Origin of the sequence: uncultured Campylobacter sp., from assembly GCF_938017775.1 — a bacterium.
In the GTDB taxonomy this organism is placed as follows: Bacteria; Campylobacterota; Campylobacteria; order Campylobacterales; family Campylobacteraceae; genus Campylobacter_B.
Window position 1 is genome coordinate 1 of sequence record NZ_CALIIU010000056.1, and the last position, 14,405, is coordinate 14,405.

At 45.2% G+C, this 14,405-nt stretch carries 12 protein-coding genes and 1 other RNA gene; 5 read left to right on the forward strand and 8 right to left on the reverse strand.

Annotation, left to right across the window (positions count from 1 at the left end):
• Positions 1-154: 154 nt before the first annotated feature.
• The 5 genes from Q0537_RS07995 to Q0537_RS08015 form a co-directional block, all read right to left on the reverse strand.
• On the reverse strand, positions 155-667 hold the full coding sequence (locus tag Q0537_RS07995; protein WP_299226868.1) for a pyridoxamine 5'-phosphate oxidase family protein: 513 nt from the start codon (positions 665-667) through the stop codon (positions 155-157).
• A complete protein-coding gene (gene ftsZ / locus Q0537_RS08000) occupies positions 668-1,828 on the reverse strand; it encodes a cell division protein FtsZ (RefSeq protein ID WP_040303139.1) in 1,161 nt (386 codons plus the stop codon). It lies immediately after the preceding gene.
• A 22-nt stretch (positions 1,829-1,850) separates the two neighbouring features.
• Entirely contained in the window at positions 1,851-3,218 is a 1,368-nt protein-coding gene (gene ftsA, locus Q0537_RS08005) for a cell division protein FtsA (RefSeq protein WP_299226871.1), read from the reverse strand.
• A complete protein-coding gene (locus Q0537_RS08010; RefSeq protein WP_299226873.1) occupies positions 3,211-4,668 on the reverse strand; it encodes a peptidylprolyl isomerase in 1,458 nt (485 codons plus the stop codon). Before Q0537_RS08010 ends, ftsA begins: the two co-directional genes overlap by 8 nt.
• 132 nt (positions 4,669-4,800) lie before the next feature.
• Entirely contained in the window at positions 4,801-5,361 is a 561-nt protein-coding gene (locus tag Q0537_RS08015; protein WP_295152874.1) for a class II aldolase and adducin N-terminal domain-containing protein, read from the reverse strand.
• A gap of 64 nt (positions 5,362-5,425) precedes the next feature.
• On the opposite strand from Q0537_RS08015, the gene rsmH reads away from it, so the two are divergent.
• The 3 genes from rsmH (at position 5,426) to Q0537_RS08030 (ending at position 9,343) form a co-directional block, all read left to right on the forward strand.
• Positions 5,426-6,361, forward strand: coding sequence for a 16S rRNA (cytosine(1402)-N(4))-methyltransferase RsmH (gene rsmH, locus Q0537_RS08020; RefSeq protein WP_299226875.1), 936 nt, complete (start codon positions 5,426-5,428; stop codon positions 6,359-6,361).
• 1,112 nt (positions 6,362-7,473) lie between these two features.
• The gene (locus tag Q0537_RS10430) at positions 7,474-8,283 is read left to right on the forward strand and encodes a hypothetical protein (protein ID WP_366811398.1); all 810 of its coding nucleotides are present in this window, start codon (positions 7,474-7,476) and stop codon (positions 8,281-8,283) included.
• A complete protein-coding gene (locus Q0537_RS08030; RefSeq protein ID WP_299226878.1) occupies positions 8,273-9,343 on the forward strand; it encodes a DNA recombination protein RmuC in 1,071 nt (356 codons plus the stop codon). Before Q0537_RS10430 ends, Q0537_RS08030 begins: the two co-directional genes overlap by 11 nt.
• A gap of 1,203 nt (positions 9,344-10,546) precedes the next feature.
• Here the strand turns inward: Q0537_RS08030 and Q0537_RS08035 are convergent.
• Positions 10,547-10,825, reverse strand: a complete 279-nt coding sequence (locus tag Q0537_RS08035; protein WP_299226881.1) for a hypothetical protein — start codon at positions 10,823-10,825, stop codon at positions 10,547-10,549.
• Between the two features lie 37 nt (positions 10,826-10,862).
• Positions 10,863-11,179: RNase P RNA component class A (gene rnpB / locus Q0537_RS08040), an RNA gene on the reverse strand.
• Between the two features lie 204 nt (positions 11,180-11,383).
• On the opposite strand from rnpB, the gene Q0537_RS08045 reads away from it, so the two are divergent.
• The gene (locus tag Q0537_RS08045) at positions 11,384-11,608 is read left to right on the forward strand and encodes a chemotaxis protein (protein ID WP_299226884.1); all 225 of its coding nucleotides are present in this window, start codon (positions 11,384-11,386) and stop codon (positions 11,606-11,608) included.
• Between the two features lie 429 nt (positions 11,609-12,037).
• Here the strand turns inward: Q0537_RS08045 and truD are convergent, their stop codons facing one another.
• Positions 12,038-13,150, reverse strand: coding sequence for a tRNA pseudouridine(13) synthase TruD (truD, locus tag Q0537_RS08050; protein ID WP_299226887.1), 1,113 nt, complete (start codon positions 13,148-13,150; stop codon positions 12,038-12,040).
• 106 nt (positions 13,151-13,256) lie between these two features.
• On the opposite strand from truD, the gene Q0537_RS08055 reads away from it, so the two are divergent.
• Positions 13,257-14,291 (forward strand): hypothetical protein, encoded by a 1,035-nt coding sequence (locus tag Q0537_RS08055; protein WP_299226890.1) that lies wholly within the window; start codon positions 13,257-13,259, stop codon positions 14,289-14,291.
• The last annotated feature ends 114 nt before the right edge of the window (positions 14,292-14,405 follow it).

A 14,405-nucleotide genomic window follows, 5' to 3' on the forward strand; every position in this document is an offset into this window, starting at 1 on the left:
AGCGGCACGATCGCCGCGGTGGTGCCGATGCTCGTGCCGACAAGAAGCTTCGTAATTTGGCGATACGAAATTCCAGATTAAAATCTCTCTAGCATTCAAACTTGAAATTTTAAAAAATCAAACAATTTAAAATTTAAACTTCTGAAATTTAATGCTATAAAATTTTAGCCTTTGCGGTTACGGATTTCATTTTGAGTTCGTAAATTTTCGTGCGCTTTAATGATGCTCTGGAGGCGAACTCCACGCGCGACATGTAGTTTGGGGTGTATTTTTCGCATAGTATCCGCAGGGCATAAATTTTACGCTCGTCATCTTCTACTTCACTTGCTTCGCAAACGGCGATCGCGCTGCGGTACTCTGTCGTATAAACTCTAGAGCCTAAAGCGGCAGCGTCGTTTGCGATAGATCGGTATTCTTCATCGCTTGGGGTAGGAACGCGGTTATAGCTAACAAAAACCGCCGTTACCGCGCGTCCGTTTTGAAAGAGTTTCGCCTTTGTACCGGCAGGTGCGCCATGGATATAAATAGCGTCTGCATCGCGCACCGGCGAGATAGGCACGCTAAAAATTTCGCCGCTATCGTCTATGCAGCTAAGCGTAGCGTATTCGCTCTCGTCGATGATTTTTAACGCCTCATCTTCGCTTAGCTGCCTATCTCGTCTGCGCATTTAGTCCATCTGGTTGCGTAGGAATGCGGGCTCGTCGAGCTCGTCGTAGGTTTCGTCCCCGTTAAAATCGCCGCTACTTACCTTCTGTCTAGAAAAGATAGAATTTCGACCCATGCTCTCTAAAAGCGCCTTTCTGCGATCCGCTACGTTATCGCTGGCGACCTGCTTTTTTTCCTCGATGCTCCTTTCAAAACCGGTGGCGATGAGAGTAACTTCGACGCGGTTATTTTCCATCTTAGGATCGGTGGTGGTACCCCAAGTAACATCGGCATCCTTATCCACGGTATCTTCGATGATATTCATAGCAGATTCGATCTCAAGCAAGGAGCAATCAGGCGACATCTTAAAATGCACTAGCACGCCCATAGCGCCGTGGATAGAGGTATTATCCAAAAGCGGAGATTGAATCGCGCTTTTTAGAGCTTCTTCTGCTGCGCCATCACCTTCGCTAACGCCGATACCCATAAGCGCCAAACCGCGGTGAGTCATTACCTTTTTAACGTCGGCATAATCGACGTTGATATCGCTATCGCCGGACTCTAAGATCACGGAGATCATACCGTTTACGGCTTGGAATAGGACATTATCTACGATCTTAAAGGCATCTTTTAGGCCGGTTTTTTTATCGATGATCTTTAATAAATTTTGATTTGGGATAACGATTATTGAATCGCACTCTTTTTTAAGCTCTTCAAGACCCTCTTGTGCTAATCGCATACGTTTTTTACCCTCAAAACCGAAAGGGGTAGTAACGACGCCGATGGTTAGCGCTTTTTTCTCTTTCGCAGCTTTTGCAACGATAGGTGCAGCGCCCGTACCAGTACCGCCGCCCAGACCGGAGCCAACGAAAACGATATCAGAGTAGTCTAAGCGATCCTTAAGATCGTCGTAGTTCTCCTCTGCAGCCATTTTAGCAAGCGCTGGATCCATACCGCAGCCAAGGCCCTTGGTGGTGTTTTCGCCTAGTAAAATTCTAGTATTTGCGATCGACTTTTCTAACGCCTGCGCGTCGGTGTTAGCCACCATAAGCTCAACGTCGGTTTTGGTAAATCCTTCGCGGATCATATGATTTATCATGTTGCATCCGCCGCCGCCGACGCCGATAACCTTCATCTTGGCACCGTAGATGCCCTTTCTTTCTTCCATGCTGTATCCTTTCACGAGTATCTCCTTAGCTTAAAATTTAAAACCAATTTTTCATAGACGACCAAATTTTACTAAAAAAATTCTGTCCGTCTTTTTTGGGAAGTTGGATATTTAGATCCTCCTTCTTAGCCGCACCGCTATCCGCTCTGATGCCCTCTTTTTCTATCGCCTTACTGACCTCTTTTTCATAATATTCGTTCACATTTCGTTTCGGAGCCTTGTTTATAACTTCGTCTTTGTAGCGGAGTTTGCCGTTAGAGTCCATCTCGTAAGGGGTGAATTCGCCGAAACCATACATGCAAAGTCCCAATGCGCAAGAGTTTGAAATATCGTCTGCGATCTCGTGTAGGCCGCCCACGCTCTTTGCTCTCGCAACCCTAACGGAAGTGTTATCAAAAACTATCGCCGCTAAATCGCGCACGTCGTCTAGCTTTGCCATGCCGCCGGTAATAACTATACCTGCACCTATGCGGTCTTTATAGCCACTTCTTTCGATCTTGTCGGCTATCATATCAAAGGTCTCTTTAACGCGAGCAAGGATGACTTGAGAGATGATCTCAAGGCTTATTATGTGATTTTCCGATTCGCTATCGCCTAAAGCAGGCAATTCAACTTCGCTATTGCCTTGATTAATTAGATCGTTGTAGGTGATCTTTATGTTTTCCGCATATGGAAGCGGCGTGTGTAGGGCGCGCGATAGATCGTTAGTAACGTTATTAGAGCCAAACATCACAACATCGTTATAACGTAAGGAATTTCCCAGGTGGATGACTATATCACACGTAGCGCCGCCCATATCGATCAGTACGACACCTAGCTCTTTTTCATCCTTACTAAGAGTAGATATGGATGATGCGTAGCCTGAAAGGACGATGTTATCTACCTTTACTCCCGCCATCTCAACGGATTTTTTCAAATTTTTAATTGAGCTTTCTGGCGCGATGACGATATGTGTAGATACCTCTAGGCGCGTGCCGCTCATACCGAGGGGATCCTCGATGTGTTCCTGCTCATCAACTCTGAAATCATACGGAAGCACATGCAAGATTACGCTATCGCTAGGCACATTAGCCTGGGCTTCTGCGACCTGCATAGCGCGCTTGATTTCATCTAGTCCGATCTCATTTTCCATGGTTATGACGCCGCGAGATTTAACGCTTTTAGCATATGAGCCAGAGATCGATATAATGGCTTTATCGTAGCTTCTACCAGCGCCTTTTACTGCTGCTTTCACCGCCTGTTTTATTGAGCCCGCAGCTTGCTCTATGTTTGTTATAACACCCTTTTTGATACCTAAAGTATCGGCTCCGCCAACGCCTAAGACCGTAAAAATGCCATCATTTTTAGCGATTATCGCGCGAATTTTAGTCGAGCCTATATCTAGACCTAAAATATATTCACTCACTGTCTTTACCTTTAAAATATCTTTCGGTTTTATAGCGCTTTTCTAGCATTTTGGTTAGATCGTCTTGCAGATTGGAATTTAATAACGTGGTTATCCTATCAGCTACGATCGTTTTTTCTTTATCTATCTCTTCGCTGCTACCTAGGCTCTGCTGTGAAATTTTATACACTACGGCTTTGTTATCAAACATCACTATCCCTTCTTTCGCAGGCTTATTAAACATATCGATAAGAAATTTATAAAATTCGTCATCGCTTAGCTTGGTATTATTTTTACTATTAAGAGATAGCGTGCCGAAATCTTCGCCTTTGAAATTTTTAAGCGCATCTTGAGCTCTTTTTTCAAGTAGCTCTTTACGTTTTTTCGTTTCAAATTCTTTAGAAGCCAAAGACTTAGCCTCTTCAAAGCTCATCTGCCTAGGCTGCTCTACACCGTTTAGTTTAGCAATCAAATATCCGCCTTTGTACTCGAAAGGCTTGATGACATCTCCTGGCTTTGCCACCTCGATCTCAGATACTGGAAAATTGCTAGCCGTAGCAACTATGGTTTCATTAGTATCGATTTTGCCTTTTTTAATATCTGGAAAATCTTTTTTTGCGATTTTTTTAGCCTGATCCATTCGGTAATCTTTTAAGACATTAGGTTTGGCTTCTGCAAAATCCAATAATTTATCATCCAGGCTTCTATACTCGCCTCTGTGTTCTTCATAAAATTTACTTAGTTCGGTCTCATTCACATCGGCATTGCTAGGTGCCACAAAATAAGCTCCTAGAATATATTTTTTCTCGGTCATAAAGTGCGATTTCTCGCCTTCCCAAAATTTCTTTAGCTCGTCGTCGTTAAAAGTGACGTTAGCATCGGCGTAGATTATCTCTGCAGAAACCTTATCCTGCATCAGCTGCGATGCTGCAAATGCTTCTACGATCTTAGGGTTAGGTGTTATTTTTAGTGCTTTGCCTAGCTTTTCTAAAGTTAGGACCTTTTGTAGATTGCGCTCAAATTCCTTTTTAGTAAGTCCTGAATTCCTTACGACATTATCGTAAAGTTCCTTACTAAATGCGCCATTTTCTTGGAAATTCGGCGAGTTTAGCACAAATTCCGCCACATCTTTATCACTAGCCTGAATGCCTAAATCTTTAGCAAAATTTAGAAAATACGCTTCGCCGATTAGCTGATCTACTGCGATCTGATCTAGATGCATATTTTTGGCTTGTTCTTGAGTAAATTGCCCATCGCTCATAGCGTTTAATCTATTGTATAACTCGGTTGATTTTATCTTATATTCTTGATTGGTTATGGAAATCTGCCCTACTCTAGCGATTGAGCCTGCGCGGTTAGCGTTCATATCATATGCGCCCCAGCCTACGAAACCTGCGCCCACGAAAGCTATCGTGCTTATCCAAATAGTCGGTATAAGCGACTTCTTATGCTTTTGCATCCATTCTATCATCTAAATCCTTAAATAGCTAACTAAAGAAATTTTTTGTTAGTAATTATACAGATAAAACCTTATGTAAGGCTGAAAAATAGGCATTTTTGGCGAATTATAACGCGTTAGTAAATGATTTGGTATACATTAATCTTAGCTTAGCAAAAGCAGCTTTGAACTCATTTCTAAAATCGCTATTTTTTTCGCCATTTGCTGCGCGCTCCTTGCATGGGCAAAAACCCCATAGCCGCGAATCACCATTATATCGCTATTTTCATTTATCATATAGTTACAAATTTCGTACGGCGCGCGCTCGTGCCAGTCGTCGTAGTTCTTAGGATCGTAAATTTCAATGCGCTTAAATTTGCTCACCCCAAAGTAATCTCGCGGCAAAATAAAATCATGCTCCAGCGTATATGCGACGAGATACGGCGGTGTTGCGTAGGTTACGAATTTTGCCTCTTTTATATTTTTGTAGATATTTATATGTATGTCGCTATCGATGCTAGCATCCTGCCAGCGGTAATCCTTCTTCGAAAACAGAGTTATAAAATCATCCCTATCCAGGCTATCGAAAATCGCGTCTTTTTTGTTGATCAAGAACTGATTTTCTTTAATTTTTGCTGAAATCGAGCCGTGAAAGATTCCAAAAAGCCTATCTCTAAACATCGAAAGCGAAATTTTACGTAAAATTTCATAATAATACTCGTCCATCTCTCGCCTTTGTAAAAAATTTCGCTATTATATAGGATTAGAAATTTCAAAAGGATAAATTTAAGTGCAAGCTCCACATATTCCGGTGCTTTTTTCGCAAACGATCGCCGCATTTTCGCAGCTTGAAGACGGCTATGTTATCGACTGCACGCTAGGCTACGGAGGGCATAGCGAGGGCATTTTAACCGCTAATCCGCGCCTTAAGCTTATCGCCTGCGACAGAGACGCCGAAGCGATAGAATTTTCGCGCGAGCGGCTCAGTAAATTTAAAGATCGCATAGAAATCCACAAAGCAAAATTTAGCGAAATTTTAAAAATTCTGCCCGAGCAAAAGCTCCGCGCAGTTCGCGGGATCCTAGCCGACATCGGCGTTTCATCTCTTCAGCTGGATAAAAACTCGCGCGGCTTTTCCACTAAAAGCGACGCGCTGGATATGCGAATGGATGAGAGCGCAGCTCTAGATGCGGCATACGTCGTAAACCACTACTCACAAGCAGATCTGGCGCGCATTTTCCGCGAATACGGCGAGCTAACAAACGCTAACGCAATCGCTGCTAAAATAGCTACTGCGCGGACTAACGCACCACTAACAAGCGCTAAAGCTTTGGCAAATTTAATCGGAACGAAGCCCGTTAAAGGGCGCAGCATCAGCACGGCTACGCTAGCATTTCAGGCGATCCGCATCGAGGTAAACGACGAACTTGGCGAGCTAAAGCGCCTGCTCACGCTCATTGAGCAAAAATCGCGCGATTCAATTCTAACTAATGCAACTGTCGCTATAATCTCGTTTCATTCGCTTGAAGACCGCATAGTAAAGGAGCGATTTAAGGCGTGGGGACGTGATTGCGTCTGCCCTAGCGAGTTTATGCGCTGCGAATGCGGTGGCGGGCATTCGTTAGGCAAAATCCTAACCAAAAGCCCTATAACGGCGGACGCGCAAGAGCTTGCACAAAACTCGCGAGCAGTGAGCGCGAAGCTTAGAATTTTTCGAATGAAATAATCGCCTTTGTTTGCTATGAATTTTAAATTTTGACGAAATTTTGTAAAATTTACAGATTTGAAGGCATTAAATTTTAAGATTTTATGGAATTTTAAAATCTAGCTTACAAAGATTCGCTTTAGAATTTATGATATTTTCAGCGTTATTTCGAACGCGCAATGTCTAAATCATAAAATTTAACGTTGAATTTTACGCTATATTTAACGTATAATTTTATGAGATTTAGTTGCTGCATATTTTAAAAACTAAGTGGCAACATAGATATAGAACCCAGCAAAAGTTAAAATTTGGCGTCTAAAGCAAGTGACGTAATGCCAAATCTAGTCCTTTGCTTTAACGAAATTTTGTAAGCGAGCAGTAGTTTCATCGACCTTTAGATGATAAAGCCTATCTTGCAAGCGATATCCTTCGCTTATAATTTTAAGGCACATCGAAGACGCAGTAAAATTTTAAGCGGTTTTTCAGACGATTTGACAAAATTTTATAAGATAAGCCGAGTAAAGTGAACTTGATTTTTACCTGTCAAAATGAATTTCCCAAGCAGGCGGTGCAAAGGCGGCGAAAATAGACAAAGCCGTTAAATTCCGCTTGCCAATATAGAATTTTGCAGATAGATAGCGGATAAAGTAAATGAAATTTCGCCGTAAATGCGAAAACTATCAACGTAAAAATTTTAAACTAGACAGCGGGACTTAGCAGATAACTCTGCTGCCGATATAAATTTTGCAAGCCGGCAGCGTATAAAAAAATGAGTAAAGGCAGCATAGTTTTGCCCGCTACGGCGGAATTGATCTTTACCTAAATTCCACGAGCCTGCCGGTGCAAAGAGTGAGCAAAATTAACAAAAATAGCCTGCTAAAGTAAAATTTTGCTTTTGCTGGCCGAGATATAATTTTGCGAGTTAAGATAAAATTCCATTTACCGAGGTAAAATTGCAAAAAAGAATTTTGCTCGTAGCTTTGCTTTTAAATTTTACCTTAACGGTCCATTGCTGGGTACACACTTTGCTGGATACACGCTAGCTGCGGGCTTCGAGCTGAATTTATCTTGACGCAGGCGCCTTGGCGGCGAGTAAAGATAAGATCGTGGTTTTAAATTTATGGAGATTTTAGATGAATAAATATGAATATTTTGCCGACGACGATGACGGGCACGACTTTGCAGGGACATCCGATCTAGCGGGCATAGAGCTTGCGAAAAGACGAGCTATGGAGGATCTGACGGATGAGGAGCTAGAGGATAAGCTTGCCGCGGATCTTGCCGTAAAACGAAACTATGCGGGCGCAGCAGGCGGTTACGACGATTTTACTAGCTTGGGATTCGAAAGTTCAGGCTTTACAAACACCCAAAACTATCTAAATTCCGAAAGCGGCGGAACAAAATTTAATAAAAACGGTAAAGCAAAATTTAAAGGACGCGGCGACGCAAATCTTTCAGCCAATCGCGGCAGCGATAATTCCAGCGGAGCGAGCTACGGCGATTTTGCAGGTGCCAATTTTACCGGCAAGGCGGATTATGCGGCGTTTGCAGATGCAAGCTTTGCAGGCACGCAAAATCAAAATTACGCGGATATGGGCGCGCATGATTATGCAAGCCTTGCCGCAGGACGCGGTTACGGCAGTTTTGCTGGCGCACAGGACGAGCTGCTACGAAACTACGATGCCGAGAAAAAAAAGGAGAAAAATCTCACGCTTTATCAGCTTTTAGTCGTTTATCTGCTGATCGGATTTGCGTTTTTGCTGACGGTGCCGGCGATTTACATCCGCAACGAAATTTATTACATCAGCCGCGACATCGCCGCGCTTCGTACCAAGCACGAGGTTTTGCTTGAGGAAAATCGTGCGCTTAACAACGATATCGAATATCTGCGCTACAAAAATGAAATTTTAGATCCACAAAGCGTGCAAGAAAATGGGCGCTGATGGGATTTTGCTCGCGGCGTTTGCATTTTTTGCTGCGCTAGTGCTTGCCTTGCTGATCGCGCTCGTGCTGCAAAACCGCCGCATAAGCGATGCAAACTCCGCGCTTAGCGAGCTTTTAAGCGAAAGGCTCACGGCTCAAAGTGCGAGAGCAAGTGCCGAGCTTTTTAAGCTAAATCAAAGCCTAAACGACGGCTTTAACGATAAGCTCTATTATCTTAATAGATCCCTAGGCGAGGGTTTGCAGCGCCAAAACAGCGCGCTTAGCGAGAATTTAAGCTCGCTAGATCGCGGCTTTAAGGACATAGCGGAAAATCTAGCGCGAATGAGCGAGCAAAATAAAACTTCGCTTCAGGTGCGTGACGAAATCGCAAGGCTAAACTCGATTTTAGGCAATGTCAAGCTGCGTGGCAACTTCGGCGAGTATCGATTAGAGAGAATTTTATCGATGATCTATGGGCAAAACACCGCATTTTATGAGCTGCAAAAGCACCTACCAAACGGCAGGATCGCAGACTGCGCGCTGCATATCGCAAAAGAAAAAATTCTTTGCATCGACTCAAAATTCCCACTTCAAAGCTATGAAAAAATTATCGCCGCCTCCGCCTCAAACGACGCCGCAGCGCTTGCTAGTGCGGATAAGCAACTCGCCTCCGATATGAAAAAGCACGCCGCAGATATCGCGGAAAAATACATCATACCGCCTCTTAGCACGGAGTTTGCGGTGCTATTTGTACCCAGCGAAGCGGTTTTCGTCTACGTCTGCGAGAAGCTGCCGCAGGTACTTGAATACTGCGCGCAAATCGGCATTTTTGCGGCATCACCCACGACGCTGCTGGCGCTTTTAGGCACGATCCGAACCTTCGTAAAAGACGAGGCGCTCGCGCAAAATATAAAATCGGTAAAAGATGAAATTTACGCGCTAAAATCGGACTTTGAGGCGCATGCTAAGTATGCGACGTCGCTTCAAATATACGCAGATAAGCTCGCCGCGCAAGCAGAGCTTTTAAACAAAAATGCAAAATCTCTAAAAGCCCGCTTTGAGCGTTTTAGCGCACTGTAATGAGGGAAACCGTAGCACAATGCGGCGCTTCGGGTGCCTTAGCACGCCGTAACGCGGCGGCATTTTGCGCGGCTAAATTATCGGCAAAGACGTCTTAGGTTCCGCCTCTCATAAAGCTTTAGCTTTTGCATTGTAGACTTGCACGGCTTTCTAAAATTATCGCCGGGCGGCTTATTTTGTGTATTCGGTGTTTATTCGGAGTAAAATTTCAAAAACGGACGCGAATCTCAAAACGGATGCCGTATTTAAAAATACGAAAAGATTAGGCGCGCAATCTTATGCGGCGGCAAGATGAAATTTTAAGTTCGACGCGGCGCCAAAACACACAAAATTCTCTTGCGAAATAATAAAATTCTAAAATTTCTCGGCAAAAATCAAAGCCATAGCACTGTAAATTCGCCAAATACCTTCGCGCTAAAAACCCAAAAACCCGCTGCTATAAGTCTCGAAAAACCGCACATCTTAAAATTCTGCGAGTAAACTGAAATTACCAAGCGTCTCAAAAAACCGCATGCGCAAGCGAAAAAAATCACACTGCACCTTAAAGCTACCTTAACGATCTCGTTTTACCGCTCTTATACGTCGCGAAAATCGCGCAGCAGGTCAAAACCGAGCAATAGGATTTTTGAGATCTGATTTTACGATCGGTCTAAGCGCCTAGGCGCCAATTCAAATCCACTCGATGAAATATATTATATTGAGGCTACGAGGCTTTGACAGACGCATAAACGGACATAACAGCCAACTCCACTCGACGGAATCTTTGGTGTGACTTTGCACCGATCCGATTAATAAATCGTTCATCGACCGCCTCGCGGCTAAATTTTGGGGTATTGCTTTGACACTTTAAGCCACTAATTCAAATTCGCACGGCGGAATTTTTGAGCGCGACTTCGCAACTTCAAGGCTTCGCGCCGATTCGATTAATAAATCGCGCGCTCTTAGCCAATGCGCGAGTGTGACGCCGTTATACGATTACAGCAAATTTGGCGTGCTAAGCTAAATGCGGGCACAAATAAGCACCGCCGATATACGCCGTGCCGCGACTTTGTATCGCTAGAGCCAAGCGTACGTAATAAATTTTAAATGCTTTTTGTTTCGCATAAAATTTTCAATAGTTTTTAGAGATTTTATAAAATTTTGAGCATTTTGCGCTGCTGCGCCGCGCCACACTTATACCAAATCACACTCAGTCTGCGCCGCCTATTTATCGGTCGCGCAATTTTCGTTGTAGTAGGCAATGGTGCGCTCGTACTCGTCGTAAGTCTGTATATAATCGTTTGCAACGCTTGGGTTTGCGTATCTATCCTCGACCGCCAAAAGCTCCGCTTCGAGCTCTTTGTAGTGCTCATAAACCTCTGCGCAAGCGCGATCGTGGGCGTCGCCTTGCAAGATTACTGACTTATCAGGACCCGCACTCGCGCAGCCTCCGAGCCCTAAAACGACGGCGCAAAGCGCGCCACATAAAATTAAGCTTTTCAAAAATTTTTCCTTATTTAAAGTAAGTAAGCTCGGCGTAAAAATAGGTGTGGCTATAAGCCGAGTTCCGTTACAGCGGTCATTTATCTAGACCGATTTTTGCAAATCGGTTCAAGCGAACGGTTCGAATATAAGACGAAACCACCCGTTCTTGCTGCAGGTTGGGTTTGCATTGCCGCCCGTGTCTCCACGCGCGCGGTGGGCTCTTACCCCGCCCTTTCACCCTTACCGCTTGCGCGGCGGTTTGCTTTCTGTTGTACTTTCCCTAGGGTTGCCCCCGGCGTCCGTTAGACGCAACCTTGTCTTATCGCAGCTCGGACTTTCCTCTCCTTACGGAGCGACCGCACGCCACACCCGAGCGCAATTATAGCTTTTTTGGCTTAAATTTCATCGCATCTCAGGGATCGTTCGTACCAAACAAACAAATCGTCGTTCTAAATTTACACGAACTTGCGCGGCGAAATTTCATATTTCGTCTCAAAACCGCGGTTTTAAATTTAAGCAAAGATTGATGATTAAGCGATATAATTTATCAAAATTCTATAGCAAGGAGCGGGCTAGATGGTAGAAATTTTGCAGAAAAACGACGATTTGTTAGCAAATATCTTGACGGATGCAAAAGAATTGGTAAAAAATTTCTCACAACTATCCGAGTCGGATGAGAAATTTAAAGATTATTACAGAGAGATTACCGACGCGGGGCTTTTATTTTTTCGTCTGCATGAGAAATTTCATAAAGAATTCCCCGAGCTAAAAAACTGCAAGATAAAAGAGTATAAAAAATAATCTAAATTTGCTTTATATTTTCAAAAGGCGGATCGATTAAAATTTCGGTGCGGCAAAACAGATCGTCGCGAAATAGAATTTTATAAAATTTTATCTACGGCCGAGCAGAATAAAATTTTAAATTTTAATTCTATGATTTAGACAAAGCGGCGCGCTTACTGCGATAAAATTTCATAAAATTTTTCTACCGCGCAAATTTAAATCTACGCAGTCAAGCTCTAAAATTCCGTAAAATTCCGCGTGGTGCGCCGCTACGTAGCCAAGCCCTACTCTACAGCGCGGTTTAACGTGGGGCGCGGGGTGACGGAGTCCCACTCCGCGATGCGGTGCAGTGTGACTTAGCGCAAGTGCGGCGTGAACCCTACTCTACGGCGCGGTTTGATGTGGGGCGTGGCGTGGCGCAATCCCTACCCTGCGGTGCGGTTCGGCTCAATCCTCGTCTGTCGCGGTGCCTTCAAATATATCTCGGTGCAAAATTTCTTCCAAAACGACCGTCGCGTAAGAGCCTTTCGGCAGGTAAAAACTGAAACTAAAATGCGCGTTTTGCGCATCGTAGGCGTGCTGCACCCGCTCCATAAAGCTCCACGCAAACCTGCGCGAGCCGCTCATCTGCGCCTCAAACTCGCGCGAGGGCGTGAAAATTTCATCTTCAAATCTGCCGCCAAGCCCGCTAGCTCGCAGCTTAGCTCGCCCCACGATAAGGCCTGCGCTCGTGATTTCTCGCCTCGCAAACCGCTCGCACTCCGCGCCAAGATCGTCGCAGCTAAAAAACGCGCCGTGTGGAAAGTGTCCTAAAATCTCGCCCCTTAAAAGCTTGAAAAACTGCGGCTGAGCCGCGATCTCGCGCGCCTCCTCTTTGCTTAGCCCGTAAATTTTAGCAAACTCGCCCGAGCTAAATTCCGCCGCAAATTTTGAAATTTCGACCCGCTTGCTAAGCCAGCGGTTGAAAAGCTCGCTCTGATAGGCGCTGATTAAAAAGTCGCGCATTTTGGGGTTTTTAAGCCGCCTCTGTCCGCGCAGCACCTCCTCGCCCTGCGCCGCGTTGTCGCCGAACTTGCCGAAGCGCTGATAGCCGAAGTAGTTCGCAAAGCCCTCGCGCCCTAGCGTATCTATCGCGGCTGCGAGCTTGACGGCATCGGGCGGTAGAACCTTTTTTAGACGGATGAAAAAGTCATTGCCCCTAAGATGCCCGATTTTAAGCTTGTTTTTGTGCCTTTGCACGCTTAAAATTTTAAGGCTCTCGTGCGAAAATCCGCCCAACGCGGGCTCAAATTTAGCTGGCATACTAACGTGCTGCGTCGTAAGGCCCTGTTTGTCTTTAAGCCCCGCGTAGCCGAACTCGCGCATCTTAGCGCCCGTGCGTTCGCTTAAAATCCGCAGCGCCTCGTGCGTGCTGATGCCCTTTTTTTGCAGCAGCAAAATGCAGTGTTCGCCCTCATTGCTAGGTTCATAAAGCGGTACTTCGCGCACGACGAAATCGCTGGAGTTTTTACTAAAATGCGCATTTATCGGCGCGTGATTTAGGGTATATAAATTTTTCATAGCCCGCCTTTGCGTTAATCTAAGGCGCAATTTTATAAAATTGAGCCTAAAAAACTCATTATTAAGGCAAATTCTAGTATCATTCGCCATAAAAAAAGGATGAAAAATGCTAATCAGGCTCTTTCGCTTCGACCCGCACTGCGACGTCACGAGCTACTTCAAGCCCTATGTTTATGAAAGCGCTCCCTTTGCCGATCTTGCGGCACTGCTTGACGACATTTCCGCGCACGATCCCTATTTTAGCGCGCAGGGAGTGGAATTTGTAAAAATCGGCGGCACCACGGTGAGCGTAAAAGAGCCGCTAGATACGCTCATAGCGCACTTTGGAAGCGAGCTAATCATCGCTCCTCTTAGCGAAAAAGAGGCAATTAAAGACCTGCGCTGCGAGCCGCGAGCATTTTTAGATAAATTCAAAGCATTTGAAAGCATCGCGGATGTCTCTGATTTCGAGTTTTACAAAAGCCTCGCGCCCTATTTTTACTCGACGAAAATCCCCGCATGCTCACGGGAGTTTTTGGGCAACAGCGCTTTTATCTTCGCGCACCGCCTGATGCAGACGCATCCGAGCGAGCGTATGAGGATTTTGGAGATCATCGAGCCGCAGATGGCGTATTTTACGAAGTGCGACGCCGTGGGGATGGAGTTTGACGACCGCGCGGCATACAGGGCGTTTTGCGACATTTTAAAATTTGAGCCCGCGCGCAGCAATAAAATTTTAAGCGCGCAGAGCATGGCGGAATTTGACGCAGCGGGCGCGAAGCACGATTTTAGCGGCTTTAACGTCGCCGTGTGGTACGACGAGGCTGCGGAGGAGCTGGCTAGCAGGTTGGGCGCGCAGATCATGCACTTTGGCTGCGAAGGCGCGCCGCTTGGAGCGCAGATATACGAGCGGGAGCGGGAGTGCGCGCTGCGGCTGGGGGGCGAAATTTTATTTGACGCGTTTGATAGCGGAAGCGATTTTTTGCTAGTAAATTCCAAGCTCGCGCTTGATTTTTTAGACGGCAGAAGCGATGAAATCCAAAGGCTTTTCGGCAGAGGACTCGCAGGCTTTTATCTAATCGCGACGGATGAGCTCATCGCTCTAGCTCGCGGCGAGAGGCCCGACTTTTCGGCGCGCAAATTAAAGCCGACGCTGATTTAAGCGGACAGGTTTTAAAATTTATCCTATTACGACGGTAAAATTTTAAATCGACTGCATATTGAAGATCGGCATAAAGCAAATAGTTTTCTTAATCGCAGTCGGTTTAATCATCTA

Bases quoted from the DNA above. Each gene is read 5' to 3' on its own strand.
- Q0537_RS07995 (WP_299226868.1), bottom strand. From the start codon at position 667: ATGCGCAGACGAGATAGGCAGCTAAGCGAAGATGAGGCGTTAAAAATC.
- Q0537_RS08010 (WP_299226873.1), bottom strand. From the start codon at position 4,668: ATGATAGAATGGATGCAAAAGCATAAGAAGTCGCTTATACCGACTATT.
- Q0537_RS08015 (WP_295152874.1), bottom strand. From the start codon at position 5,361: ATGGACGAGTATTATTATGAAATTTTACGTAAAATTTCGCTTTCGATG.
- Q0537_RS10430 (WP_366811398.1), top strand. From the start codon at position 7,474: ATGAATAAATATGAATATTTTGCCGACGACGATGACGGGCACGACTTT.
- Q0537_RS08030 (WP_299226878.1), top strand. From the start codon at position 8,273: ATGGGCGCTGATGGGATTTTGCTCGCGGCGTTTGCATTTTTTGCTGCG.
- Q0537_RS08045 (WP_299226884.1), top strand. From the start codon at position 11,384: ATGGTAGAAATTTTGCAGAAAAACGACGATTTGTTAGCAAATATCTTG.
- truD (WP_299226887.1), bottom strand. From the start codon at position 13,150: ATGAAAAATTTATATACCCTAAATCACGCGCCGATAAATGCGCATTTT.
- Q0537_RS08055 (WP_299226890.1), top strand. From the start codon at position 13,257: ATGCTAATCAGGCTCTTTCGCTTCGACCCGCACTGCGACGTCACGAGC.